The sequence below is a fragment of the Campylobacter blaseri genome (genome assembly GCF_013201895.1).
In the GTDB taxonomy this organism is placed as follows: domain Bacteria; phylum Campylobacterota; class Campylobacteria; order Campylobacterales; family Campylobacteraceae; genus Campylobacter_B; species Campylobacter_B blaseri.
Window position 1 is genome coordinate 1,485,313 of record NZ_CP053841.1, and the last position, 26,268, is coordinate 1,511,580.

General features: G+C 29.6%; 25 protein-coding genes and 1 tRNA gene. 2 read left to right on the top strand and 24 right to left on the bottom strand.

Translation table 11 applies throughout. The annotated features are described in order from the left end of the window. Positions 1-34 precede the first annotated feature (34 nt). The 4 genes from CBLAS_RS07360 to CBLAS_RS07375 form a co-directional block, all read right to left on the bottom strand. Entirely contained in the window at positions 35-622 is a 588-nt protein-coding gene (locus tag CBLAS_RS07360; RefSeq protein ID WP_106872090.1) for a hypothetical protein, read from the bottom strand. Then, positions 613-1,218 carry a hypothetical protein gene (locus CBLAS_RS07365; RefSeq protein ID WP_133169620.1) on the bottom strand — a complete coding sequence of 202 codons (606 nt, stop codon included), beginning with the start codon at positions 1,216-1,218 and terminating at the stop codon, positions 613-615. Before CBLAS_RS07365 ends, CBLAS_RS07360 begins: the two co-directional genes overlap by 10 nt. A 589-nt stretch (positions 1,219-1,807) precedes the next feature. Beyond that, the gene (locus CBLAS_RS07370) at positions 1,808-2,041 is read right to left on the bottom strand and encodes a hypothetical protein (protein ID WP_106872094.1); all 234 of its coding nucleotides are present in this window, start codon (positions 2,039-2,041) and stop codon (positions 1,808-1,810) included. Next, on the bottom strand, positions 2,038-2,478 hold the full coding sequence (locus tag CBLAS_RS07375) for a hypothetical protein (protein ID WP_106872096.1): 441 nt from the start codon (positions 2,476-2,478) through the stop codon (positions 2,038-2,040). Before CBLAS_RS07375 ends, CBLAS_RS07370 begins: the two co-directional genes overlap by 4 nt. A gap of 161 nt (positions 2,479-2,639) precedes the next feature. On the opposite strand from CBLAS_RS07375, the gene CBLAS_RS07380 reads away from it, so the two are divergent. Next, complete coding sequence (locus tag CBLAS_RS07380) at positions 2,640-3,728, top strand: ATP-binding protein (RefSeq protein WP_206603295.1); 1,089 nt, start codon at positions 2,640-2,642, stop codon at positions 3,726-3,728. A gap of 359 nt (positions 3,729-4,087) precedes the next feature. Here the strand turns inward: CBLAS_RS07380 and CBLAS_RS07385 are convergent, their stop codons facing one another. From CBLAS_RS07385 to CBLAS_RS07405, 5 genes are all read right to left on the bottom strand, one after another. Beyond that, positions 4,088-4,690 (bottom strand): mobile mystery protein B, encoded by a 603-nt coding sequence (locus CBLAS_RS07385; protein WP_106872331.1) that lies wholly within the window; start codon positions 4,688-4,690, stop codon positions 4,088-4,090. After that, a complete protein-coding gene (locus CBLAS_RS07390) occupies positions 4,690-5,070 on the bottom strand; it encodes a helix-turn-helix domain-containing protein (RefSeq protein WP_106872098.1) in 381 nt (126 codons plus the stop codon). The genes CBLAS_RS07385 and CBLAS_RS07390 overlap by 1 nt, the downstream gene beginning before the upstream one ends. 868 nt (positions 5,071-5,938) lie before the next feature. Further along, positions 5,939-6,013 (bottom strand) — tRNA-Asn (locus CBLAS_RS07395). A 73-nt stretch (positions 6,014-6,086) separates the two neighbouring features. Next, positions 6,087-7,367 (bottom strand): dihydroorotase, encoded by a 1,281-nt coding sequence (locus tag CBLAS_RS07400; protein ID WP_106872100.1) that lies wholly within the window; start codon positions 7,365-7,367, stop codon positions 6,087-6,089. Position 7,368: 1 nt separating this feature from the next. After that, on the bottom strand, positions 7,369-8,295 hold the full coding sequence (locus CBLAS_RS07405) for an aspartate carbamoyltransferase catalytic subunit (protein ID WP_106872102.1): 927 nt from the start codon (positions 8,293-8,295) through the stop codon (positions 7,369-7,371). Positions 8,296-8,390: 95 nt separating this feature from the next. Here CBLAS_RS07405 and CBLAS_RS07410 point away from each other — a divergent pair, with 95 nt between their 5' ends. Continuing rightward, a complete protein-coding gene (locus CBLAS_RS07410) occupies positions 8,391-8,873 on the top strand; it encodes a CreA family protein (RefSeq protein WP_106872104.1) in 483 nt (160 codons plus the stop codon). A gap of 7 nt (positions 8,874-8,880) precedes the next feature. Here the strand turns inward: CBLAS_RS07410 and CBLAS_RS07415 are convergent, their stop codons facing one another. From CBLAS_RS07415 to CBLAS_RS07485, 15 genes are all read right to left on the bottom strand, one after another. Then, positions 8,881-9,522, bottom strand: a complete 642-nt coding sequence (locus CBLAS_RS07415) for an HAD family hydrolase (RefSeq protein ID WP_106872106.1) — start codon at positions 9,520-9,522, stop codon at positions 8,881-8,883. An 8-nt stretch (positions 9,523-9,530) separates the two neighbouring features. Beyond that, on the bottom strand, positions 9,531-10,280 hold the full coding sequence (locus CBLAS_RS07420; protein ID WP_106872108.1) for a patatin-like phospholipase family protein: 750 nt from the start codon (positions 10,278-10,280) through the stop codon (positions 9,531-9,533). Positions 10,281-10,305: 25 nt separating this feature from the next. After that, positions 10,306-11,328, bottom strand: coding sequence for a uroporphyrinogen decarboxylase (gene hemE, locus CBLAS_RS07425; RefSeq protein WP_106872110.1), 1,023 nt, complete (start codon positions 11,326-11,328; stop codon positions 10,306-10,308). Between the two features lie 10 nt (positions 11,329-11,338). Then, complete coding sequence (locus CBLAS_RS07430) at positions 11,339-11,842, bottom strand: YqhA family protein (protein ID WP_420912998.1); 504 nt, start codon at positions 11,840-11,842, stop codon at positions 11,339-11,341. Further along, positions 11,832-12,563 (bottom strand): histidine racemase CntK family protein, encoded by a 732-nt coding sequence (locus CBLAS_RS07435; RefSeq protein WP_106872114.1) that lies wholly within the window; start codon positions 12,561-12,563, stop codon positions 11,832-11,834. Before CBLAS_RS07435 ends, CBLAS_RS07430 begins: the two co-directional genes overlap by 11 nt. Beyond that, a complete protein-coding gene (locus CBLAS_RS07440; RefSeq protein ID WP_106872116.1) occupies positions 12,564-13,589 on the bottom strand; it encodes an aspartate-semialdehyde dehydrogenase in 1,026 nt (341 codons plus the stop codon). It abuts the gene before it with no gap. Next, positions 13,582-16,074, bottom strand: a complete 2,493-nt coding sequence (gene gyrA, locus CBLAS_RS07445) for a DNA gyrase subunit A (RefSeq protein ID WP_106872118.1) — start codon at positions 16,072-16,074, stop codon at positions 13,582-13,584. Before gyrA ends, CBLAS_RS07440 begins: the two co-directional genes overlap by 8 nt. A 28-nt stretch (positions 16,075-16,102) precedes the next feature. Then, the gene (locus CBLAS_RS07450; protein WP_106872120.1) at positions 16,103-16,681 is read right to left on the bottom strand and encodes a ComF family protein; all 579 of its coding nucleotides are present in this window, start codon (positions 16,679-16,681) and stop codon (positions 16,103-16,105) included. Then, on the bottom strand, positions 16,681-17,250 hold the full coding sequence (locus tag CBLAS_RS07455; protein ID WP_106872122.1) for a YajG family lipoprotein: 570 nt from the start codon (positions 17,248-17,250) through the stop codon (positions 16,681-16,683). Before CBLAS_RS07455 ends, CBLAS_RS07450 begins: the two co-directional genes overlap by 1 nt. A gap of 168 nt (positions 17,251-17,418) precedes the next feature. Beyond that, positions 17,419-18,795 carry a multiheme c-type cytochrome gene (locus CBLAS_RS07460; protein WP_106872124.1) on the bottom strand — a complete coding sequence of 459 codons (1,377 nt, stop codon included), beginning with the start codon at positions 18,793-18,795 and terminating at the stop codon, positions 17,419-17,421. A 27-nt stretch (positions 18,796-18,822) separates the two neighbouring features. Then, a complete protein-coding gene (locus tag CBLAS_RS07465) occupies positions 18,823-19,383 on the bottom strand; it encodes a cytochrome c3 family protein (protein ID WP_106872126.1) in 561 nt (186 codons plus the stop codon). Between the two features lie 224 nt (positions 19,384-19,607). Next, positions 19,608-21,398, bottom strand: a complete 1,791-nt coding sequence (gene lepA / locus CBLAS_RS07470; RefSeq protein ID WP_106872128.1) for a translation elongation factor 4 — start codon at positions 21,396-21,398, stop codon at positions 19,608-19,610. Positions 21,399-22,096: 698 nt separating this feature from the next. Continuing rightward, positions 22,097-23,155, bottom strand: coding sequence for a restriction endonuclease subunit S (locus CBLAS_RS09605; RefSeq protein ID WP_172658206.1), 1,059 nt, complete (start codon positions 23,153-23,155; stop codon positions 22,097-22,099). Beyond that, a complete protein-coding gene (locus tag CBLAS_RS07480; protein WP_106872130.1) occupies positions 23,145-25,070 on the bottom strand; it encodes an HsdM family class I SAM-dependent methyltransferase in 1,926 nt (641 codons plus the stop codon). Before CBLAS_RS07480 ends, CBLAS_RS09605 begins: the two co-directional genes overlap by 11 nt. Before the next feature lie 231 nt (positions 25,071-25,301). Then, positions 25,302-26,237: a ribose-phosphate pyrophosphokinase gene (locus CBLAS_RS07485; RefSeq protein WP_106872132.1), complete on the bottom strand. Its 936-nt coding sequence runs from the start codon at positions 26,235-26,237 to the stop codon at positions 25,302-25,304. Positions 26,238-26,268: the final 31 nt, after the last annotated feature.

The following is a 26,268-nucleotide window of genomic DNA, read 5'->3' on the forward strand; positions in this document are numbered from 1 at the left end:
ATTATTTTTTGATTAATGTATTAAATTGTATCTTTTAAGACTTACATAAGGATTTACTATAGTCATAAATATCTAAAATATTATCAAGATTCATTTTTATTACAACTAATTTTTGTAAAATGTTTATAAAATCTCTATCCTGATTTTTATCTACAATTAATTCAAGTGGTACAAATAACGTTTGAGTTAAAAATATATTAATATTAAAACATTTATTTAGCTCTTCTACTTTGACCTCTAATTCATCTAAATATTTATTTGCTTTTTCAAAATCGCTTTTATTTCTATATTGCTTATTTTGATCAATTTTAAATCTGATATTTAATAAAGATTCTATTGTAAATTTTGGTATATTATTCATGATGTTAAACCAATTATTGGTTGAAACTGATATTTTTAGTATGTTTTCATCTCGGTATTCTAAAACTTTTCCATCTTGAAAAATTATTTTTTTATATTTTCTTAAATTCAACTCATGATTAATTAATTGTTTTTGAGAAGATACAAAAGATAAAATAAAATCTTTTAGTATATCCGAAGATGAGCCAGAAAAAGAAATATTTGTTAAATACTTATTTTTATTCTCTATAAAAATAATATCTTTTTTGAATTTTATAGCCAAATCACTTTCAAAATTATTTTTTTAGATAAATCGTATCTTCCTGAAAAAATTTTATAGCCATTATTATCTTTTACTCTTGAAAAAATATTTTTGACAAATGAGTCGACACTGATTCCGATTTTATTATTAATGCCTGAGTCCATATGTTTTCTAATTTTTTCTACCAAGGAGTTATAAAAATTCATTTTAAAATACTTAAATCCTATAATATAAAATTTATCTTTATGTCTAATAACAGGATTCATTGTAAAAACATTTGCATGATCTTGAATTTCACCTAAATATCCATAATTCTTATTTACTTCTTCTAAATTTACTGAAAATAATTCTAAAATTTTTAATTCATTATTTTTTAAACTATGAATTTCAAATATAATTACATTATTTTCTTGTACTCCTAAAAGTTTTAAAAAATTTATAAACTCAATTATAGTAAAGCCAAATTTGCTAATAAATGATTCCTTTTTAATATTGGGTTCAATTAAATTTTTAATATATTCAATTAATGTATTTGTTTTTAATTTATAAATAGGATAGAAATTCATATATAAAACTTGTTTCTTAAGATGCTCAACTATTTTTTCATTTTTCGGCAAAAAAGTCGCAAATTGACTATCTTTTAGTTGAAGCAAATGCAAATAAGATTCAATGATTTTAAAAATCTTTTTAATCTTTTCATCATCAATTATTTTATGTTTAGATTTATGAATGTTTTTTATTAAAATATTAATTATATACCTATACGGCGGTATAAATTCTATATTGTTTTTCTTTTTATTTTTTCATACATACAAAAAATATATTCTAAAGCATAAAATAAATCTAATCGCAAGAGTTTAGTTTCAATTTGTTTGATAATTTTTTTGTGTTGATCTTTTTTGAAGTTTGCTTTGCCATCAATAATTTCAATATCTTCATTTATCGTCGATTTTATGTATTTTTTAGCTTCAACTAACCTTTTTAATATATTAAAATTTAGATCATTACAATAATAATCATTTATATAATCGCTATTGCATTTGCTATTGTTGATTAAATTATATATGTATATTTTTGTAAATAGCTCTTTCCAAAAATTCCTTCTTTCAACTGGGGGAATTTTTCTTTTAAAGAATAAAATTGATGTTTGGATAGTTAAATGATAAATTTTTGCTTTATCTTGCTTAATTTTGCCAAGTATGTAATCTATTTCAATTTGTTGAGAAACATTTTTAATATATAGCTACTTTCGATTAAACTACTTTCATTTTCTGAAATAAATTTAGAAATACAATTTTCATTATTTTTTATGCCAAAATCATTTTGCATGATACTAATTGATTCGGATGATTTTTTATTATGTAAATTATTTATATATTCTTGATTGTTTTTAACTATTTCGTCAATTAATTCAACAAAATATTGTGTATTATTTTTCATTTTATTATCTTTTGTCTAGATTTGTCTTTGCGGAAAGGTTGTTTATAGTAACCTATAATTTGTTTTTCATTTAAATTTAGTGAAATTAATAATTTTTCAATTTCTCTTACATTGTTTATAATATCCTTTTCAGCAATATTTTCGGCAAATTTAATTATGAAACTACGAAATTCATTTAATAATTTAAGAGTCATAGTATGTATATCTTTGCTAGAATAAATGTCTTTTTCAAAAATATTACTTATTGTGAGCCATAATTGAATAATATTTTCAGCGCTAAGGTAATGATTTTTAAACCATTGCTCCCAAACCTCTGCTTGTACATCACGAGGATATTTATAAGTTTTATCTTTTAATGGAAGTGTCATAAATATATCTCTTAACCCAAGAGGTATATTATTTGAAGAAGTTCTTGATTTTGAAAAGTTAATTTTCATATTTTATCACCTTGCTAATATTGATATATTTCAAAAATTTAAATAAATTTATTTAAATTAATATAATTTATATGTTTTTATATAGGTACTTAATCTTATTGTATCATATCAAAGTATCATTGACCACATATATCAAATAAATATTAGAAAGTAAAATTAAAATGTATTGCTTAAATTTTTTTTGCGACTCTAATAATGGATTGCATATTCCTTTGTGGTTTTTTAATTATGAGGAAATTCATTCTTTATTTATTGAATCTTTGGAAGAAACGGCTACAAATCAAAGAGCTGCAGTAATTAAATATATTTTAGAGCATAAGAAAAACTATCTTGAAGAAAATATGACTGAATTTTTACCTGAAATAATTACAGCAGATACACCGATTCCTTTTTCAGTAAAAGGATTAAAAACGTATTTAGAGGGTGAAAATATAAAGGAAGAAACAACAGGTGAAATCTTTAAATCCGGAGATAAAAAAGGTCAAGAAAAAACAAAACAAGGTCAATATTATGGAAAGTTAACTAATCTTATTACGAGACTGCAAACAAAAATAGATGATAAAAAATATGGGTTTGTATTTAATGAGAAAAACACTGTAAGAGCTGACTATTTGAAAGAATTTGTTGATAAAATAATGGGAGTAGATAAAAAAATAAAGGTGATAGATTTATCAGAGGTTCCATCAGATATGTTATCTATAATAATAGGGATTGTAACTAGATTAGTATATGAAATTCAATTTTGGATGTCACCTAAAACAGAAGAAACACGACATCCTATAGCTTTTATTTGTGACGAAGCACATTTGTACATGCCAAGAGATACAACAAAAATAAAAGCAGTTGAGAATAAATACTTAGAGATATTTGAAAAAATATCTAAAGAAGGAAGAAAATATGGTGTTTCATTGGTAATTGTTTCTCAAAGACCTGCGGAATTAAATTCCACTATAATATCTCAATGCAATAATATTATAAGTTTAAACATTACGAATGATAGAGATAAATCGGCAGTAGCCACCATGTTAACTGATTCATTGGTAGGCTTGGTTGAAACATTACCTAATCTTGATGTTGGAGAATGTATTGTTATTGGAGATTCGATTAAACTACCTACCAAGATTATTTTATTAGATAAACCTAAAGAAGAACCTAAAAGTTCAACTATTGATTTTTGGGATAGATGGATAGATGGGAAAGGTATAGTTTTTAATATTAATGAAGAGATTAAATGTATGATAAGACAATAAATATTATTTTAGGGCAAAGTATTTTACGTCTTATTTTAATCTTTATATTTAATATAAACATTTATATTATTTAGTTTTATTTTAAAATAATATTTTCAGGGGTTTTAGGGGCAACCCCTAACGAGAGATTTTTGTCTGACTTGTCAGACAAAAAGTATCCTCGCCCTCACACAAAAATAAATATTTTACAAGATATAAAATAAAATTTATAAGCTTATAAAAATAAGATTTTAGGTATGGTTTTTTAGATAAAATTTGATATTATTTTAGACTTGTATTAGTAATAAAACTTTATTTTAATAATACATAAAGCGTTTATGAATATTGATATAATAAACAATAAAAATTTATCTTTTAAGCTAATATGTATTCCTATGCAATTCAATAAGTTTCGTAAATTCTCCAACATCAGCTTTTTTTAAGGCTTCTATATACTCATTTCGTTTTGGATTTTCTTTAGCTAATAAATCCTCTTGCCACTTAATAGGCATTTTATCATGTTGTCTTAAATAAATATTTGCAAGCATCCTGCTCCATCTCCCATTTCCATTTTTAAAAGGGTGAATTTGCACAGCTCTATGGTGCAATCTTGCTGAAGTTTCATAAACATCAAAAGTTTTATTTATATCCCAATATTTTATATCCTCACTTAGCTTTTTAAGCTCCATTGGTACAAGATAAGCTTTAATGCCAATAGATAGCTCAATTTTTCTTAGCTTTCCAGCCCAATCCCATACATTCCCAAACATCTCTTTGTGCAAAAGCAGCAACCATTCATAAGCAAAAGAAGCTTCTTTTTTTGTTGGTACTGATGCAAGATATTTTATAGTAGCTTCAGCTATGTTTTGGGCTTCTTTTTGATAAATTTCTTCTAAGGAGTATATTTTATTTTTTGGTAACAATAATCCAGAGATATCATCTATTGGGGTTGTATTATCTATTGATTTTGTAGAATTCATCATTATGCTACCCAAAGCTTATCTTTATATTGTCCATTTAAAAGTTCTTGTTTGAAATTTGATATTATATTTTCTATACCATCTTTGTCTAATCCTTGCATTTCAAGAGAAGATGTACCTTGCACCAATGAGGCTAAAAAAATAGCTTTTTTATTAGCTCTTTTTTCCATTAAATCTTTGAGCTTAACCACTTCGTTTCCTGCAAAATCCAAACCCAAAGTTTGTGTTATTTTCTCAATAGTACTAAGCTTCACATCATCTCCAGATAGAAATCTATTTAGAGTTCTTGTACCTATATGTGAAATTTTAGATAAATTTTCAATTGTTATATTTAATTTTTTTCTTCTAGTTTGAATTTTATTTATTAAATCTTTTCGTGTCATGTCTTAATCCTTTTAAAATATTATGCCGTAAATGACATATAAAGTCAATCAATACTTTGTTTATATGATTCCAATCTAACAAGAAAAAATTGATATAATCTTTTTGTATTTCATGAACTATTGTAAATAAGCTTAATATCTAATAGTCAGTTCTAATAAAAAATGAAATTTCTACAAGTTGTTAAAATTAAGATTTATTTTTATTGTTTTTTTGTGAAAAAAGTTTTATGTTAATTTAAAAGTTATATTAGTAGCAAAACTTATTTTAATAATAATGCAAAATATTTATAAATTTTAAATTCAATAAAAACATAAATTGAAGTTATGTATAAAAAGTAGCAAAGTTAAACAAATCTATCTGCCAAGTGATACATTGATTATATAAATTTTCTTAAAATTTTTAAAATTTATTTTAAAGCTACGAAAATATACTTTTTTAAAAACATATGTTTTTATATATACTCTAACTTTGTTGCAAGGAAAATTATAAATAAAAGTTGTCGATATATATTTAAGCATTCTTTATACTATTTTTACAATGGAATAAAATGCCTTGCCACCCAAAATAAACCTATGCCAAATATACATAATGTACATAAAACATAATCAACTTATCTATCAAACTTTATGTTTTATTTATTTCCAAGTTTTTTATAATACTATATAAAATTATATTAATAAAAATATATAATCTTAGTTATATTATGTAAAATATAGCATTTTAAAAATCATTAAAATACTATGAAGCATTTTAGAGTTTAATAAAATTCTGGGAACAAATAGGGAACAAAAAGTCAAATTATCTCAAAACTTAAACATTCTAAAATATCGCTAAAATGGGGATTTAAAAAGGGTTTTTATGAAGTAATGGCTCCGGATGCTGGATTCGAACCAGCGACCAAGTGATTAACAGTCACCTACTCTACCGCTGAGCTAATCCGGAATAATTTAAAAATGAAATGTTATTATATACAATATTTATAGATTTGTCAATAGGCAAATCTATAAATTTATAGTTAAGCCATTAAATTTGGAAAATCCCAAACAATTTTACCATTTTTTATAGTAACAACCGCTGCACCTTTTAGCATTTTTCCAAAAAGAGGAGAGTTTGTAGATTTTGATTTGTTAAGATTTTCATCATAAACATACTCAATATCTGGATCAATTATAGTAATATCAGCCAAATAACCTTCCTCTATCGCACCTTTATTTTTAAGATTAAGTATCTCAGCTGGTCGTTTAGAAGTAAGTCTTACCATATCTTCTAAAGTTATAACTCCATCTTCAACAAGTTTTAAAGTAAGCGGAACAAGAGTTTGAAGTCCTAAAATTCCAAATGCAGCATGGTCAAATTCAGTAAATTTATCATCCACATTATGAGGTGCATGGTCAGTTGCTATAACATCTATAAGTCCACTTTTTAAGCCCTCTCTTACGGCCTCTTTATCTGTTATTTCACGAAGTGGTGGCGACATTTTGAAATTTGTGTCATAGTTCATTAAATTTTCATCTGTAAAGGTAAAATGGTGAGGAGTAGCTTCGCAAGTTACATTAATGCCCTCTTTTTTAGCCATTTCTATCATCTTTAAAGACCACTGTGAGCTTACATGAGCTATATGTATATGCCCGCCAGTTAGCTTAGCAAGCAACATATCACGGCTTACCATTATCTCCTCTTTTTCTCTTGGCATACCTTTTAAGCCTAAAATTGCTGAAACTTTTCCCTCATGCATAACGCCACTTCTGCACATAGAACAGTCCTCACAATGACTTATAACATATGAACCAAAATGCTTTGTATACTCAAGTGCAGCTCTCATTACATCGCTTGAACTTACAGGAAGTCCATCATCACTAAAAGCAACAGCACCAGCATTTAGCATATCACCCATTTCAGTTATGCCCTCGCCTTTAAGCTGTTTTGAAATAGCTCCAATCGGAAGCAAATCCACAAGCCCTCTAGCCTTAGCTTTGGCTATCATATCTCTTGTTATAACAGCATTATCATTAACAGGATTTGTATTTGCCATAGGTAAAACAGTAGTAACTCCGCCAGCTACTGCTGCTTCGCTTCCTGAGTTTATATCATCTTTGTATTCATAACCTGGATCTCTAAAATGCACATGCATATCAATAAGCCCTGGCATAACTAGCTTGCCAGTTGCATCTATAACCTTATCAGCATCTAAATTTTCATCTGTAATTTTTGCGATTTTATCATCTTCAATTAGTATATTTGCTTTTTTAGTTCCATCACTATTTACTATAGTTGCATTTTTTATAAAAAGTCTCATTTTAGCCTCTATTTTTTATTAATGTACTTAAAACTGCCATTCTAACAGCAACTCCGTTTTCAACTTGATTCAACACCATTGAGCACTCACTGTCTGCAACATCTGAGTTCAACTCAACCCCTCTATTTATTGGTCCTGGGTGAAAAACAAGTGGATTTTTATTTGCAAGTTTTACTCTTTCTTTAGTTAATCCAAAAAATTTGCTATACTCTCTAGTGCTAGGGAATGGTGTGCTACTTCCTTGTCTTTCAAGTTGAACTCTAAGCATAATGATAACATCAGCTCCCTCAACTGCTTCTTCCATATTTTTAGCAACCCTACAGCCAAAAGCATCAACCCTATTTGGCATCATCATAGGAGGTCCAAAAAGAGTAACATTTATACCAAGAGTTTTCATAGCCCAAATGTCGCTTCTTGCAACTCTACTATGTTCAATATCGCCTATAATAGAAACATTAAGACCTTTAAAACTACCTTTATGTTCCCTGATTGTAAAAAGATCGAGCAAAGCTTGAGTTGGATGTTCATTTAGTCCATCTCCTGCATTTACTACACAAGCATTTGAGTTTTGTGCTATAAATCTAACACTTCCTGAACAATTATGCCTAACAACGAAAATATCTGTCTTCATAGCCTCCATATTATGTATGGTGTCTATCAAAGTTTCGCCTTTTTTTGTGCTACTTTGAGAAGCTGTAAAATTTATAGCATCGGCTCCTAGCCTTTTAGCAGCTGTTTCAAAAGAGGTTCTTGTTCTAGTGGAATTTTCATAAAAAACATTAATAACAGTTTTTCCACGAAGATTATCTGCTTTTTTAATGCTTTGGTTGTTTAGGTTTTTGAATTCTTTTGCATAATCTAGAAAAAACATAAGCTCATCACTGCTAAGGTCTCTTGTGCCTAGCAAATCTTTGCGTTTATACGACATCTATAGCTCCATTTCTAGAAGCTAATTCTAGCAAATTTTTGCTTAAGCAATTAAAAATTTACTTTTAAAAGTTAAAATTTATCAAAAGGATGAAGATGAAAAATTCCATTATAATTTTAATTTTTTTAATGTTAAATTTACATGCAAAAGATAACCTTATAGGTTCAGTAAATACAGCGTGGAAACTCATTGGAAAAAATGATAGAATTGAAGTTATATCAGTAAAAGATCCAAAAATAGATGGTATAACTTGTTATCTATCTTATGCTAAAAAAGGTGGAACAAGTGAGATGATAGGACTTGAAGAAGATACTAGTGATGCTTCAGTTTCATGCGAACAAACTGCTCAAAAAATTGTGATTAAAGAAGATATTTCACAAGAGGAGGATATTTTCAAAAAAAGAAGTTCGGTGCTATTTAAAAAGACAAGAATAGTTAGAATGTATGACAATAAAAACGAAACTATAGTCTATCTAGTATATTCTGATAGGTTGATTGATGGCTCTCCTCAAAATTCCATAACAGCAGTTCCTTGTAACCAAGCTACTGGAAATGTTTGCGAATTTAAGAAAAAATAGACTTAGTTTATAAACTTAGTCTTAGTATATCCCAACCCTTTTGTAAAGCTATTTTTTCTAGCTTTTTATCAGGGTTTATGCAATGAACCTCATCTGAGTATTCACACATTGCAAGGTCATTTATAGAATCAGTATAAAAAACTACCTTTTTAGGATTTAAATTTTTTTCTTCTAAATATTTTTTAAGTGCTTTAACTTTACCCTCTTGAAAGCTTAAAGGCTCATAGTATTCATCAGTATAATACCCATTTTTTACCTTCAACTTTACCCCTATACTGTCATCTACTTTAAGGAGTTTTGCTATGGGTTTTACAACATATTCAGGCGTTGCTGAGATGATTAAATTTGGACTAAATTTAGCTATCCACTCTTTTGCCTCTTTGTAGATTATAGGTTTGATTTTTTGCTCTAAATATTTAGCCATCAAATTTGAAATTTCATCTAAACTTACTTTACTAAGTGAATTTACAGAAAATTTTAAATACTCAAGCATATCAAGTTTGCCTTCATCATAAAGCTCTATCATCTTATCATTTTCTTCTATAAACTCACTATCTAAAATTCCCTCTTCTAACAAAAACTCATGCCACAAATCATAACTATCACCATGAAGTAAAGTTTTGTCTAAATCAAAAATCGTTAAAGTCATACAAGCTCCTAATTTTGAAACATTTTAATATCCACTGATTTATAACCTAAATCAAACATCTCATCATAATTTCTAAATGTAAAAAGAGAGTAATCACTAAGTTTATTATTAGTTATAAAAATATTACACTCTTTTTTTGTAAGTATTGTATTTTGAGCTAAACAAAGTGACAATGCCCTGCTTAAATTTCGGCTAACGCCTGTTTTTGTTATCTTATAACTAGGATGTAAATCAACGCCACATATTGGAAGCTTATACTTTTTAAGTGGGATAATAGGCAAATTATCAACAAACCCACCATCAACAAGAACATATTTACCGTATTCAACTGCTTGGAAAAATGGCACCAAAGCACAACTTCCTAAAACAGTTTTAAGAGTATCGCCACTATCAAAATATACAACCTTACCCTCAAGCAGATCAACACAAGTTACATAAGTTGGAATATTTAAATCTTCTAATTTTTCACAAGGAAGAAGTTGTTGCACTATATCTGAAGTTTCATCTATTTTAATTAAGCTTTTAAGAGATAAATTTGGTTTAAAAGCCTTTTTAAACTCTTTTGTTTGAATTATTTTTAAAATTTCTTTTGGCTTCATACCGCCACCATAGCAAACTCCAACAAAAGCACCTATACTACTTCCTGAAATCGCTTTTATCTTTATATCAAGCTCGTCAAGTTTTTGTAAAACTCCAAGATGAAAAACGCCTCTAGCAGCTCCACCACCGAGGCTTAAACTAATTGTATCTATAAACATGAATAGCTCTTATTTAAAAACTTTTTTATACTGCACTCATTTCTTGAACTAATTTTATAAAATATTTTGCATTTTCAACAGGAACATCTGGAAGTATACCATGTCCTAAATTAAAGATATGGCTTTTACCTTTCATAATGTTTAAAATATTCTCTACACTTTCTTTGATGGCATCTTTGCTATAAAGTCTAGTTGGTTCCATATTTCCTTGAAGAGTGTATCTATCTGAAAGCTTCTTGCTTGCAAGTTCCATTGGAGTGCTCCAATCAACACCAAAAACATCAAAATTGCCAGATATTTTATCTAAATATCCACTTATGCCTTTTGGAAAAACTATAACAGGTATATCCGGATATCTATCTTTTATATAATCAACTATTTCAATTATATATTTCCAAGAAAACTCAAAAAACTTATCTTTTTCAAGTGCGCTTGCCCAACTATCAAAAATTTGAACAGCATTCACACCGCTTTTAATTTGATTTTCAAGATATATTTTTGTAGCATCAGTTACTTTTCTTAAAATTTGATGAACAAACAGAGGATTTTGATAAATCATTTTTTTACAAATAGCATAAGTTTTTGTGCTACCGCCTTCAATCATATAAGTCGCATTTGTCCAAGGTGAACCACAAAAACCAATTAGTGCTTTATCTTGTGCCAACTTATCTCTTGTAAGTTTAATTGTGTCATAAACATATGTTAATTTATCTGGTGCACCTTTTTCATCTAATTTTTTTAAATCCTCATCAGTTCTTATAGGATTGTGGAAAACTGGACCTTGCCCTTTTATAAACTCCAAATCCATTCCCATTTCAAGTGGAATTACCAAAATATCACTAAATAAAATTGCCGCATCAACTCCTAAAATATCAACAGGCTGAAGAGTAACTTCACTAGCTTTTTTATAATCTTTGCATAAATTTAAAAACCCTCCAACACTTTGTCTAACAGCCATATACTCAGGCAAGTATCTACCAGCTTGTCTCATCATCCAAACAGGTGTGTAAGGTGTCTCTTTTTTTAAACATGCATCTATAAATATCATATATTTTCCTTTAACTTTTATGTAAAAAATATAGCGCTAAACATAACGCTAAAATTGAAACTGCAAGATAAACTAATTCAAGCGGGGTTGAGAAATTTGAATGCAAAACCCTTTGAAAAAAGTTTACTATCAGAACCATCACTATAACTTTTCCGAGTTTATCTTTTAGCTCATTTAAATTTTTTATCTCTAAAACTTTAGAATTATTTTTAGAACTTTTCATTATATCTATTTCGGATATAAAAAGCTCATAAATTCCAAAGCTAAAAATAAATAATACTAAAGCCATAAGATATAAATCAATTCCGCCGACTAAAGCACCTATAGCATCTGCATGCAAATCTATAGCTTTATTGTTATTTATAAAATAATCCCAGGCACCAAAAAGTACCCTTAATATATCATAGCTTGCTATTATAAAGCAAACCACCGCACCAATAATTCCAAAAATAACAGGTAAAATAGTTATATGCCTACTACCCCAAAGCATCTTTTCAAATATCTTAGACAATATACTCTCCTATCTTACCATAAATAGTATAATTACAATATCCATTGCTATAATTATCTATTGAAATATTTAAATTTTCGCCACTTGGCTGTTTTATCTCTAAACTTAGATCCTGTTTTGTTTTATTAAACTCAACCAAAGCACAAGCTAAACTACCGCTTCCACAAGCACTTTCATAAAAAAGAGTATTGATATCTCTAACAAAAACTACCGGCAATAGAGTATTTTTATAAAAAACCATAACTCCAGATGCAGCTTCGCTAATAAGGTTTTGATCTTTAAGTTTTTTGAATGCAAAATTTTTCATATACTCTTCATCAAAACCAAACATATCGTTTTCATAAACCAAGTGAGTAATGCCATCTAGTTTTACTTTTGTTAGATCTTCATCTATAGTTTCTATGTCTACTTTAATATTGGATTTTACACCAACATAGTTGCCAAATTTATAGCAAATAAAACTTTTACCACAATTTTTAATAGTTACTTCATCTAAATTTAACTTTTTTGCATAATAATACCCAGCACAACGAATAGCATTTAAACATTGCTCATCCCCTGCCATCACAAGATGAAAATTTTTATCCAAAAAACCAACCTGCTCCACAAAATTATGTTTTAACATAATTTCATCGTTAATTTTTTTACGTTCATCGTTATCATATAACCCATCAACAACTAGTGCGGTTGGGTTACCTGAAGGGATGAAAATATGATATTTCATCTAGTTATTTTCTATCCATTTTAAAGCAATTCTCACAGCATTAGTTGCAGCACCAACTCTTATTTGATCCGCACAACACCATAAATGCAAAATCTTTTCATCAAAATTATCTCTTCTTACCCTACCTACAAAGGTATCGTTTGTATCAGTAGACATCATAGGTGTAGGATATAAATTTTTACTTACATTATCGGCAAGCTTTAGACCAGGAGCATTTGCAAGAATTTCTTTTACTTTTTCTATATCAAAATCTTGGTTAAATTTAATTGTAATAGCCTCACTATGGCTTCTTAAAACTGGAACTCTAACACAAGTTGCACTTACCTCCATTTGTTTATGAAGAATTTTTTGTGTCTCATTAACCATCTTCATCTCTTCTTTTGTATAGTCATTTTCCAAAAAAACATCTATATGAGGAAACAAATTTAAAGCTAGTTTATGTGGGAAAACTTTTGGCTTATACTCATCTAGTTTAAAAGCAAAAAATGCTTGTAGCTCTTCTACTAGCTCCTCCATGCCCTCTTTTCCAGCTCCACTGGCTGCTTGATATGTGCTTACATCAACTCTTTTTATATCAAAAGCATCATCAAGTGGTTTTAAAATTTGAACCATTTGAATAGTTGAACAATTTGGATTTGCTATAATTCCTCTTTCTTGCCAAGCATCAATATCTTCAGGATTGCACTCAGGAACAACCAAAGGAACATCACTATCCATTCTAAAATGGCTAGTATTATCAATGACTAAAGCTCCACTTTCAACAGCATATTTTGCATATTTTTCTGAAATGCTTCCACCTGCACTAAAAAATGCAATATCTATATCATTTTCTTCAAAAGTAGTTTCAGTAAGCTCTTTTATAACAAAATCTTTGTTTTTAAATGTAACACTTTGCCCAGCACTTCTTGCACTAGCAAGAGGTAAAATATCATTTACAGGAAACTCTAGCTCCTCTAAGACATTTAATATCTCTTCACCAACTGCACCACTTGCTCCAACTATTGCGACATTGTATTTTCTACTCATTTTCGCCTCCTAAATCTAGCTCTGATCCATCTTCTTCATCTTCAGTATCAACTTTTGGACATTTTGCAATATTAACAACCTCTTCGCCATCAACATTGACAACCTTTACACCGCTTGTGTTTCTTCCTGCTTTTCTAATGCTTTGCATATCAACTCTAATCATTTTTCCACTTGATGTTAAAGCCATTAAATCCATCTCATCATCAACTATAACGATCCCAACTAGATCACCAGTTCTAGATGTTAATTTCATACAAATTACTCCTTTTCCAGCCCTTCTTTGAAGCCTGTATTCATCAGCAGTAGTTCTTTTTCCAATACCTTTTGTTGCAACACTTAAAATTTCTTGTTCATCGTTTTGTAAAATTTCAGCTCCTACTACTTCATCACCCTCTTCTTTAAACTTAATAGCAGTAACACCACGAGATACTCTACCTATCTCTCTTGCGTCTTCAACACTAAATTTAATACACATACCTTTTTTGGTCACAACAAATAAATTTTCTATATCAGGAGTTACAATTGAAGCAGTTACCACCTCATCTCCCTCATCAAGATTAATTGCTCTAATGCCTACACTTCTTATATTTGAATATTCTGTTAGCTTTGTTCTTTTTACTATTCCGTTTTTAGTGAAAAATGCTAAAGATTTACTCTCATCAAAGTCAGTTGTTGGAATTATAGCCATGATTTTTTCTTCTGGCTGAAGGTCTATTAAATTAACAACTCCCCTACCTTTTGCAGTTCTACTTCCTTCTGGAATTCTATAAACTTTTAACCAATAAACCTGTCCACGATCAGTTACAAACATCAAAGTATCGTGAGTATTGCAAATAAAAAATCTCTCAATAAAATCATCATCATAAGTAGTAAGTGCTACTTTTCCTTTGCCACCTCTTTTTTGTTTTTCATATGTTTTACTTGGAACTCTTTTTACATAACCTCTGTGAGTAATGGTTACAACAACACTTTCATTTGGAATTAAATCTTCCATATCTATATCATCATAATCATCTACTATTTCAGTTATTCTTGGGCATTTGAATTTATTTCTAATTTCTATAAGCTCTTCTTTTATGATGTTTTCTATTAATTCTTCGCTTTTTAAGATTGCCTCTAAATTGCTAATTTGCTCAATTAACTCTTTTAATTCATTTTCAATTTTTTCACGCTCTAAGCCTGTAAGTCTACTAAGTCTCATATCTAAAATAGCATTTGACTGAAGCTCACTAAGCCCAAATTTACTCATAAGCCCTTCTCTAGCAACCGTTGTATCAGCACTATTTCTAATAAGCTCAATAACTTCATCAATGTTATCAAGCGCTATTTTTAGCCCTTCTAAAATATGTGCTCTTGCTCTTGCTTTTTGAAGTTCAAAAATAGTTCTTCTAATAATTACAGTTTTTCTATGTGCTAAAAATAAATCTAAAAGCTCCATTAAGCTGAAAACTTTTGGCTCTTTGTTGTTAATAGCAAGCATTATAGTACCAAAAGTTGTCTCCATTACGGTGGATTTAAAAAGATGGTTTAAAACTATTTCACTCATAGCATCACGCTTTAGCTCTATTACAACTCTAATGCCATCTCTATCACTTTCATCTCTTACTTCACTAATTCCATCAATTTGTTTATCTTTAACTAATTCAGCTATTTTTTCTATTAAATTTGATTTATTTACCTGATAAGGAAGCTCATCGATAACAATTACATCTCTATTTCCCTTTTTCTCTATATGGGTTTTAGCTCTAATTTTTATCCTACCACGACCTGTTTTATAGGCATCAATTATCCCCTTTTTACCAAAGATAATTCCCCCTGTTGGAAAATCAGGTCCTTTTATAACCTCCATTAGCTCTTCTAAAGTTGTTTCTTTATTTTCAAGCATCATTAAAAGACCATCAACTAGTTCATCTAGACTATGTGGAGGGATATTTGTAGCCATACCAACAGCTATACCACTTGATCCATTTAAAAGTAAATTTGGAAGCCTTGATGGTAATACATCTGGCTCCACCATACTTCCATCATAGTTTGGTGTAAAATCTACTGTATCTTTATCTAAATCTCTTAAAAGCTCTTCAGCCAAAGTTGTCATTCTAGCTTCAGTATAACGCATAGCAGCTGCGCCATCGCCATCAATTGAGCCGAAGTTTCCCTGCCCATCTACTGATGGAACTCTCATTGAAAAAGGTTGTGCCATTCTAACAAGTGCATCATAAACAGCGGTATCGCCATGTGGGTGATACTTACCTATAACATCTCCAACTATACGAGCTGATTTTTTGTATGGGCTTCTACTTCCAACTCCCAAATCATTCATAGCATACAAAATTCTTCTATGAACAGGTTTTAAACCATCTCTTGCATCAGGAAGCGCTCTTCCTATAATAACACTCATAGAATAGTCTAAATAACTCTTCTTCATAGAGTCTTCAACATCAATTATCTGTATGTCTTGTTCTTCATCAAAAATACTGTTTTCCATGCCCGTCCTTATTTTATTTTAGTATTAATTATAGCAAATTTTCTTTTGCATTAGCTAAAACTAGCGCAAAAAGAACCTCTATTTTAGCTTTTTTACAAACTTCATGGGCTTCATTTAACGTTGTTCCAGTTGTAATAATATCATCGACTAAAATAATAGGATTTTTAATACTTTTTAGCAGTTTAAAATTTCTTCTATTTTTTAATCTAAACTCCAAACTTTGACCACTATATTTTATAGAGGAGCTCGCTTTTATAATGTTAAATTTGGGGGCAATATCTTTGGATTTTAAGGAATTTGCTAAAATGGCTGTATGTGAATATCCGTTATCTATATTATCATCAATAGGAACTGCTAATACCCTTGTGTCAAATTTATATCTTTTAGCAAATTTTTTAAAGCTTAAATTTGCCAACTCTTTATACGCAAAAAGTCCATGCAAATGATGCTTTGAGTGTATTAATGTTTTAATTTCACTGTAATTGTAAAAAGAGTAGACATTTAAACCGTTAATATTTCGTTTTTGCAAAGTGTGTTCTAAAAGTATATTTTTACAATTTTTACAGATAAAAGATAAGCTAAAAACCCCACAATTTAAGCACCTCATTAGTTATTTAGCTGCTTAATAGTTAAGCTAATTTGTTTAGCAGTTCTAATAACCATATCTTTTAAAAGATCATTTAAGTATGAATCAAAAGCACCTCCATTAACCAATGGAGTAAATTTACTTTGAGTCTGGGAAACATCTTTTTTTATAGTATTATTCCATCTTTTAAAATTTATAGTTAGCCTAGCCTCAGCGCTTAAATTTTCACCACTAAAACCTTGTAAATTTCCACTAAATTTAGTTAAATTTATATCTACTACTGTGTCTGCACTATCTATAACAGAAATTCCCCTTGAATAAAGCTCTTTCACAAGAGATTCTTTAAACCAAATTTCTAAATTTCCGTTTAAGTTTATATACTCTTTAATGTTGCCATATCTATCTTTTACAGTAGCCACATAGTTTTTAATTTCCCTATTATCATTTATACTATTTATATAAATTTTTTCTATATTTTTATCTGTGATTTTTGAGTGAGTACTGTACTGATTTAAAGATATAGCTTTATTTTTAGGACCACATCCAATGATAAAAAAAGCAATGCAAGCTACTAAAAAAAGTTTTTTCATATATAACTCCTTTTAAAAATTGCTTTAATATTAACATCTGTTTGTAAATTTATTTGATATTTTTAAATTTTTTAGAGGTTTTTTGTGTTGTATCCAGCTTGCGTTTGATTGCAAGCTGGATATAGTGGGTAACTTTAGGAAGCGCAAAAAGAGGCAAAGCCTCTTTTTTTAATCTTCTATTTTACCTGTTTCTATTCTTTTTTTGTATATTTTTCTAAGTTCTCTAATGTCATTTTTAACTTCAAAAACTCCATGCCAATGAGAATAATCAGGTCCTCCCATTAAAGCACCTTGTCTCATTCTTCTACCTTGATGGTGCCATAAGTGATAGTATACCACTTGGAACTCATCACTCCACTCATCTTCTAAAAGTAGATTTTTAGATTTTAAATCATCTAACATCTCTTTAGCTTCATCAAAGTAGAAGTTGTAAAGCCCTACATGTTTATCAGCCATTGTAAAGAAGTTGTCTGTATGTAGTGTTGTATGGCAAGCTTTACATACTGCTTTCATCTCATTTCTAGCTGCTTCAGGTCCCTCAGGGTGTCCAGCAAGTGGTGTTCCTTTGTTGATTTCACCAGTTTTCCAGTAGTCATATGCAGCTTGTTCAAAACCAGCTGTTCTTTCATTACTTCTTGGTGCCCAAAGATTCCATTTTAATCTTCTTGAAACATTGTGCGTAACAGTTGTTTCACCAACACCACTCATATGACAAGCAGCACAAGTTGGAGCTCTAAAGTCAGGAACGTCCCAAGTATCAGGTGCGCTATCATATTTCCATGTATTTCCTTCTGCATTAAATATATGTCCATGCATTGAGTTATTATATATCTCAATATCTGGATGATCAGGTCCTAAGTGACATGATGCACAAGCTGCAGGCTTTCTTGCTTCTGCCACACTAAATTTATGAACACTATGGCAAGATTTACAGTTTCCAACACCACCATCAGGATAGACATTACCTATACCGTAATTTGGCCAACTTTTAGCTACTGGTCTATTGTCTTTATCAAGCTCTATTATGGTTCCGTGACACTGAGTACAACCAGTTGCATCAGGAGCGTCTTTAAAATCAGGATGATCAGCACCTTCATAGTGATACATAAGCTTTACCATTGCTGGTTTTGCATACATTTGCATAGCACCTCTTGCATGACCACTTTTTGTAAACTCATCAACTTCATGCTCATGACAATTAGCGCAAGTTTTTGGGCTAACTAGCATTGATACATGATTGTTTGAATCTTTTGGGTGAACTTTTGCTGAAGCCATTGGGTTGTCTGCTTTTACCGAGTGACAGTCTGTACAGCTAACTCCTACATGCGCATGGCGACTCTCTTTCCAGTCAGCAACAATGCCTGGTGTTTTTTCAGCGTGACATTCAACACAGCTTTTAGCTAGCGCATCCATTTTACGATCAACTTTTAAGTTTTTTGTAAAAACAATGCTTAAGCCTGTGTTGTTTGATTCGGTTTCGTTAGCATTTACGCTTAATGAAAATGTCATCAAACAGGCTAAAAATACAGCTACTTTTTTAAACATCTTTTCTCCTTTTTGGTGTTTTAACTTTTAGTTATTTTTTTCTTTTGTTTTTTCAAATTTATCAATAAACAAACCTAAATTTTTATGTCCTACATTTTGATGACAATCTACACAGGATTTATTGTTTTTATTGCCTAATACAAAATAATCTCTGTGTGGTAAAAATGCTTTACCTGATTGCATAACATCTTCTAAATTTGAATGACATTTCAAACATCCACTATCATATACAAAATGTGAACGCTCCTCTCTTTTTCTACGCCAATCAATCTTATTTGTATCTGTAAAAACAGTTTTGTAACCATCATTTATAGAAACTTTCATTTTTGTTAAGACATATGTAAAAGAGTTAGTGTGATCAAGGTGGCAATCTGAACATAGTGCCTTTACGCCTAGTTTGTTTTTACCTCCATGCACATCTTCATGATATGAAGCATTCATAGGATCCATAGTATGGCACATGGTACAGGTATATCCATGTCCTGTCATGTGAAGCACATCAGCTACCCCCATAGACGAAATAAGCCCCACAACAATACCTATCATAATTGAAGACCAAACAAAAAATTGTTTTTTCCCTTTTGCCAAAGCATCCTCCTAGTTTGACCTATCATAAATGTATCTTAAATACAATTCTATTATCAATATGTCATTTGTTTGAAAATTATATCAGAATTAAAATAAAAAAATATTGATTTAAATCAATATTGTTTAATTGATATTAACTTTCAATTAAACAATATTTTTATTGTATTCCCAACTTAAGGGATTTGGTAGTAAATTTTTTACTTTATATTGTGTTTTATTAAAAATTAGTCAATTTTTAATACACTTAAAAATGCTTCACTTGGTAAGTTGATTTTACCTATTGACTTCATTCTTTTTTTACCTGCTTTTTGTTTTTCTAGAAGTTTTCTTTTTCTACTTATATCACCACCGTAACACTTTGCAGTTACATTTTTACCCATAGATTTTACATTTTCTCTTGCTATAATTTTATTTCCAATGCTTGCTTGAATTGCAACTTCAAAAAGCTGTCTTGGGACAATCTCTTTCATAGCTTTTACCAAATCTCTACCTTTTGAAACCGCCTTATCTCGCGGAACAACAATGGATAAAGCATCTACATTTTCACCAGCTACTTTTATATCAAGCTTTACAAGGTCTCCAACTCTGTATCCACAAGGCTCATAATCAAAACTTGCATATCCTTTTGTGATTGATTTTAACCTATCATAAAAATCCATAACAATTTCATTCATAGGTATATCATACTCTAAAAGCACTCTATCTGTTGTAATATAGTCCATTTTAGTTTGAATTCCTCTGCGAATATTTAAAAAGGTTATTATATTTCCTAAAAATTCAGTTGGGGTTATAATGGTTGAGTTTACATATGGCTCTTTTATGGATTCTATGCTATTAACTGGCGGTAATTCACTTGGATTTTGAATCATCTTTATACTTCCATCTGTTAAGTGAATTTCATAGGTAACAGTAGGTGCGGTTGCTATTAAATCAAGATCAAACTCGCGCTCTAATCTTTCTTTTACAACTTCCATATGCAAAAGTCCTAAAAACCCCACTCTAAAACCAAAACCTAAAGCAACAGAAGTTTCAGGCTCATAACTTAGCGAGCTATCGTTTAATTTAAGCTTATCCAAAGCGTCTCTTAAGTCCTCAAATTTATCAGTTTCAATAGGGTAAAGTCCTGCAAAAACAAATGGTTTTGCCTCTTTAAAATCATCAACTGGTTCCAATGCTCTGTTTTTTGCTAGCGTTATTGTATCTCCAACTTGAACATCGCTTACAGTTTTTAGCCCAAGAACTACAATGCCAACCTCTCCACTATCAATTTTATCAGTTTTTATAGGTGCTACTGGGTTTGGATACATCAAATTTAAAACTTCATGCTTTTTATTTGTGCCCATAACTATAACATCATCGCCTTTGCTAATGCTTCCGTCATAGACTCTAACAAGAGCTAAAGCTCCCAAATAACTATCAAACCAACTATCATAAATCAAAGCTTTTGTCGGTTTGTCTGGAGCTACTTTTGGAGCTGGAATTCTTTTAATTATTGCTTCTAAAAGCTCTTTTACCCCTTGTCCAGTTTTAGCACTAACTTCTATAGCATCACTACAATCAAGCCCTATAATATGCTCAATCTCATCTTTTACACGCTCTGGATTTGCAGCTGGTAAATCAATCTTATTTAAAACAGGGATTATCTCAAGGTCATTTTCAAGTGCTATAAAAACATTTGCGATAGTTTGGGCCTGAACCCCTTGACTAGCATCAACTATAAGCAAAGCCCCTTCACAACTTGCCAAACTTCTTGAAACTTCATAACTAAAATCAACGTGTCCTGGGGTATCTATCAAATTTAGCACATAATGTTCGCCATTTAGTTCATAGTTTAGCCTAACAGATTGAGCTTTAATGGTAATTCCACGCTCTTTTTCTATGTCCATATTATCCATAACTTGGTTGCTCATAACCCTATCTTCAACAGCTTTACACTCTGTTATAATCCTATCAGCCAATGTACTTTTTCCATGATCTATATGTGCTATTATGCTAAAATTTCTTATATTTGACATGTATTTCCTAGTTAATTTTTTAACTAAACATTATACTAAATTTAATCTATCAAAAAGATTAATTAATTAGTTTTTACATATTTGTAAAAAACATCTATAATAAAGTTAAAATTTGGAAATTTGAAATATATTTTAATAAATAAATTTAAATCAAACATTTTATAATTTGGGCATAGTATTCAAGTTTTATAAATTTTATATAATCTTCCATAAATTACCAATCAGGGTTTCCTTGTTTATTAATGAGGCAACATTAGTTTCGCTCTTTTTAGATGTCCTAACGCGGCACCATTTCCGCCCTAGCTAAACTTTTTCATCTGTATTTTTAATAAATGTATAACAAAAAGAGCTATTTTAGTATTTAAATTATCATTTTTAACACTTAAATATTCTGACTTGTAAAAAACTATTTTTTTGATGAAAACCAGTTTGTGCATCAAGTCCTATCGTTATAACATTTCCAGTATCTAGCTTATATTTTACTTTGATTTTTTCAGATGAATAAGTTTATTCCATTATATATCGCCTCTAGTTATATAATGAATATTTCCTTATTCAGTATTTAATTTATCTTTATCAATTCCGCTACTTGCAGAACGGATATCAAAAATTCCTTCTTCGCCACCAATAAAAAACTCTTTCCACTTATATAATATTTAGTGTGTATTTATTTTTGTAATTTAATACAATCGCCGAAATTATATATAGTTTAGCATTTTTTCAATATTTTCTTTTTGTATATTCTTGACAAAATTACTCATATATTCAAAATTAGGATTTCCGTTTTCATCTGCCGGCAAAATTAACTTTTCTCTTTTTATTCGAATATCATTTATTTCTCTATTAAATGAGTATTTTTCTTCTAATCTTTTTACTATGGTTGCCATAAATAAATAGATATATTCATCTGCATTTTCATCATCAAGTTTTAAACTTGTTATATGGTCGCTTGCCACATATTCATATTTATGGTAAAAACAAGCTCCCACACTACCGCTATTTGCAAGAGATAATGAATTGTCAAATTTTCTAATATTGTCATTATTTGATATAAAATTGTCTACACCATTGTTTAAGGCGCTTGATGAGATATATGGAGTTTTTCCATCAATATGATTTGCTTTTGTAAGCCTTTTGCCTCTTTTAATTTCTCTAAAAATTGCTTTAAATTCAAAAACTTTCCAATTAACATTTTCATATTTAATGGAATTTAGTGTCTGCCCCCCCCCCGCAACATTTTTAAAAATTTCATCAAGTCTGTTTTGATAGTATTTTACAACTTTGTTTACTATTTCTTTTTCTTCTTGTTTTATATAATCTTCCATAAATTGCCAATTAGGATTACCATTTTTATCTATTGGAAGCATTATTATTTGCGTAGAAATTCTATCAGTAAAAGCTTTTCTGCCAAAAGCATATTTAGATTGATTTGTTTTTATCATGCTACTTAAAAATAGTCCATTATATTTATTTAAATTTTTATTTCCTAACATAGTTATTTCGTCACTTGCAGTAAAATTTCCTTCAATGTAATAACTATCACAAAAAGTAGTAACAACAAGTTTATTATTTTCTATAAATAAAGGGTTATTTATAAAATCCGTTATTCCATTATTGCTACTTGTTGCAGATATATATGGAACATCGCCTTTGTGTCTGTTTTTTTCAATTAGTCTTTTGCCTCTTTTTATTTTAAATAAATCTTTAATTTTAAACTCTTTCCATTCAACATCTTGTAAGGTTAATTTATTTTTCATTTTCTACCCCATTATCAATGCCAAATAAATATCCTCTGCCGTGAGTTATCATATTTACCTCAAAAGTAATATAATCAGCAATTGTCTTTCTAAAATCCTCATCGCTTGGAATTTCATCATTAAAATAATAAAAAGAGTGTAACCACTCATCGCTTGGCTCAATAGTAGTTTTAACACAAAATTTAGTTGGAGCTTCTATCTCATCAAACCAAACATCTAACAAATGTTGCTTTTTATCTTTAGCACTTGGAGTTTCAATAAGCCCTATATGTTTTGAAACTTCAAATCCATCATTTTCAAAATTTATAAACTTACATCTCTTATCTTTAGAATGTGGAATACCTGCTATAAATACTGCTATACAAGGATTTGTTCCAACTCCATAAAAAGTATTTTTATTTAAAGTAATTACACCCTCTAAAGTATGTTTTTTTAAAATTTCTTCTTTTATTGTTTGCTCATCTTTTGTTTTTCCTGTAAATGTTGATTGCGGAACAATTACTGCAACTTTGCCATCTATAGTTACACTTTCTAATAAGTGTTTCGTAAAATTAATTTCATATAATGTTGGATTTGCCTTTGACCCCATAGAATAAGGTGGATTCATCATACCAACATTGCAGCCTTGCAATTGTAGTTTAGACGGATTTTGTGCTAAAAAATCCTTATTTTCAAGATTGCTTTTACCATCTCCTCTAAGTATCATATTTGTAGTTGCGATAGTGAACATATAACTTTGTTCTTCTATTCCAAATAATTGATTTTTTCTGATGTTGTTTTGTTGACTTTTATCATTTGTTTTATTAATCATATTATGCATAGCCGCAATCAAAAACCCCGCTGTTCCACAACAAGGATCAATTACTTTATCATCCGGCTTTAAATCTAATAAATCACAAAAAAGCTCAGTTATATGCTTTGGCGTTAAAACTATACCTAGGCTTTGCCCATCACCACCACTATAACTCATAAACTCACCGTAAAAACGACCTAAAAAATCCTCGGAAGATGAGTTAAATCTTATGCTTTTATATATACTTTCATATAAAAACTCTGCAAAATACTTAATTGGAGTTTTTCCAAGAGTTGGGTTTATTTCGTTTATTTTTGTATTATCTCTTATGATTGAAAATTGACTAAGTAGCTTATCTCTTTTAACATCAGGAGAAACATTTGCACGCCTTAAATTATTTTCTATTTGACTATATATTTTTTGTCCATCAGTTGTAATTTGATCACCTGTTAAATTATCAAGTAAAAAACCATGCTCTATCTCTTTAAGTGCCAATAAAATGCCTGAAACTATTAAAGGCTTGTTTTTATCCTCTATATTCCCATAATTTCTTATATCTTCATGTAAAATTTGTGCTTCTTTTAAAATCTCTACAGTTTGTTTTTCTATATCTGTTTTTTCTTTTAAAATTTCTCTTGTGTAGTATTCTAAAATATTATCTTCGCTAAAAGAGATAAGAGTTTCAAGTTCTGGCAACTCTTCATAACTACATCTTTCATCAATAAAAAGCGGTGATATTTTATGAATTTTCTTATCACCACTTATTCCTAATGCTATAACTTTTTTGTAATTTGTATTTTTAATAATATGTTTACCATAAAACAAAGCACCATTTACAGCACAATCTGTAATACTTTTAACATCTTCCGCAATTAAATTTTTTTCATCTCTTGCTATATGTTTATCTACACTCGCTTTATCTTCTATAACTATCACAAAATCTTTTACGATACCTATATATTCAGGAAACCCGACTTTACCAGTACCTCTTTTTGAAGCTGTTTTTAGTGCATTATCTATCTGCGATATATCACTGCCTTGTGGAGTCAATTTATCTTCTATACCAGCATCTTTTAATAATTCATAAACCCAAAAATCAGTTCTTGTTTCTTTTTTAGCCATTTATTTGCCTTATTAATTTATTATATTGGTTAAAATATCTATTTATACTTTTAATGCTAAATTTTGCTAATAAAATAAGTATAAAATAAAATTTCAGATTAGAAATTTGTATGGATATTTATAAAATTTACTAACTTTTAAAATATATAAGATAAAAATAATCACACCACAAACTACAAAATATAATACTTATTTACAATTTTTGATATAAATAAGCATTAATTTGTAAATTTAAACAAACAAACTATTTACGCTCTCGTCGTGATAAACTCTTCTTATTACTTCTCCAAAAAGCGGTGCTACGCTTATGATTTTTATCTTTTCACTACCTGGTTCATCTTTTATAGGAATTGTATCGGTTACAACAAGCTCATCAAGTGCCCCGCTTGCTAAATTTTCATAAGCTTTACCACTAAGTACAGGATGGGTGCAAAATGCCATAACACTTGTTGCCCCTCTTTCTTTAAATGCTGCTGCTGCTTTTACTATAGTTCCAGCAGTGTCAATCATATCATCAACCAAGATAACATCTTTTCCATTTACATCGCCTATTATATTCATTACTTCACTCTTGTTGGCTTCTTCGCGTCTTTTATCTACTATAACCATATCAAGACCTATTTTCTTAGCCAAACTTCTAGCTCTTGCTACACCACCAACATCAGGACTTGCTACAATTGGGTTTTTAAGATTTTTAAATTTCAAATAATCCATAAAAACAATAGAACCATAAAGGTTATCAACTGGAATATCAAAAAATCCTTGAATCTGCCCTGCGTGCAAATCCATAGTTGCAACTCTATTAATGCCTGCAGTTTGGAGCATATTTGCTACAAGCTTTGCTGTAATTGGAACTCTTGGGGCTGCTTTTCTATCTTGTCTTGCATAACCAAAGTATGGAATGATAGCAGTTATTGAGCTTGCGCTACTTCTTTTTAGCGCATCGCTTAAGATTAAAAGTTCCATTAAATTTTCGTTTGCAGGAGCACAGGTTGGCTGAATTACAAAAACATCCTTTCCGCGGACACTTTCCCCTATTTGAACACTTATCTCACCATCACTAAATCTTTTTATACTAACATCACTTAATGGCAAAGATAGATATTTTGAAATTTTTTTAGAAAATTCAACATTTGCAGTCCCAGAGAAAATTTTATAGCCTCGCATTTTAACCTTTCAAATTAATTGTGCAAATTTT

Bases quoted from the DNA above. Each gene is read 5' to 3' on its own strand.
- CBLAS_RS07370 (WP_106872094.1), bottom strand. From the start codon at position 2,041: ATGAAAAATAATACACAATATTTTGTTGAATTAATTGACGAAATAGTT.
- CBLAS_RS07375 (WP_106872096.1), bottom strand. From the start codon at position 2,478: ATGAAAATTAACTTTTCAAAATCAAGAACTTCTTCAAATAATATACCT.
- CBLAS_RS07380 (WP_206603295.1), top strand. From the start codon at position 2,640: ATGTATTGCTTAAATTTTTTTTGCGACTCTAATAATGGATTGCATATT.
- CBLAS_RS07385 (WP_106872331.1), bottom strand. From the start codon at position 4,690: ATGATGAATTCTACAAAATCAATAGATAATACAACCCCAATAGATGAT.
- CBLAS_RS07390 (WP_106872098.1), bottom strand. From the start codon at position 5,070: ATGACACGAAAAGATTTAATAAATAAAATTCAAACTAGAAGAAAAAAA.
- CBLAS_RS07400 (WP_106872100.1), bottom strand. From the start codon at position 7,367: ATGAGACTTTTTATAAAAAATGCAACTATAGTAAATAGTGATGGAACT.
- CBLAS_RS07405 (WP_106872102.1), bottom strand. From the start codon at position 8,295: ATGTCGTATAAACGCAAAGATTTGCTAGGCACAAGAGACCTTAGCAGT.
- CBLAS_RS07410 (WP_106872104.1), top strand. From the start codon at position 8,391: ATGAAAAATTCCATTATAATTTTAATTTTTTTAATGTTAAATTTACAT.
- CBLAS_RS07415 (WP_106872106.1), bottom strand. From the start codon at position 9,522: ATGACTTTAACGATTTTTGATTTAGACAAAACTTTACTTCATGGTGAT.
- CBLAS_RS07420 (WP_106872108.1), bottom strand. From the start codon at position 10,280: ATGTTTATAGATACAATTAGTTTAAGCCTCGGTGGTGGAGCTGCTAGA.
- hemE (WP_106872110.1), bottom strand. From the start codon at position 11,328: ATGATATTTATAGATGCATGTTTAAAAAAAGAGACACCTTACACACCT.
- CBLAS_RS07435 (WP_106872114.1), bottom strand. From the start codon at position 12,563: ATGAAATATCATATTTTCATCCCTTCAGGTAACCCAACCGCACTAGTT.
- CBLAS_RS07440 (WP_106872116.1), bottom strand. From the start codon at position 13,589: ATGAGTAGAAAATACAATGTCGCAATAGTTGGAGCAAGTGGTGCAGTT.
- gyrA (WP_106872118.1), bottom strand. From the start codon at position 16,074: ATGGAAAACAGTATTTTTGATGAAGAACAAGACATACAGATAATTGAT.
- CBLAS_RS07450 (WP_106872120.1), bottom strand. From the start codon at position 16,681: ATGAGGTGCTTAAATTGTGGGGTTTTTAGCTTATCTTTTATCTGTAAA.
- CBLAS_RS07455 (WP_106872122.1), bottom strand. From the start codon at position 17,250: ATGAAAAAACTTTTTTTAGTAGCTTGCATTGCTTTTTTTATCATTGGA.
- CBLAS_RS07460 (WP_106872124.1), bottom strand. From the start codon at position 18,795: ATGTTTAAAAAAGTAGCTGTATTTTTAGCCTGTTTGATGACATTTTCA.
- lepA (WP_106872128.1), bottom strand. From the start codon at position 21,398: ATGTCAAATATAAGAAATTTTAGCATAATAGCACATATAGATCATGGA.
- CBLAS_RS09605 (WP_172658206.1), bottom strand. From the start codon at position 23,155: ATGAAAAATAAATTAACCTTACAAGATGTTGAATGGAAAGAGTTTAAA.
- CBLAS_RS07480 (WP_106872130.1), bottom strand. From the start codon at position 25,070: ATGGCTAAAAAAGAAACAAGAACTGATTTTTGGGTTTATGAATTATTA.
- CBLAS_RS07485 (WP_106872132.1), bottom strand. From the start codon at position 26,237: ATGCGAGGCTATAAAATTTTCTCTGGGACTGCAAATGTTGAATTTTCT.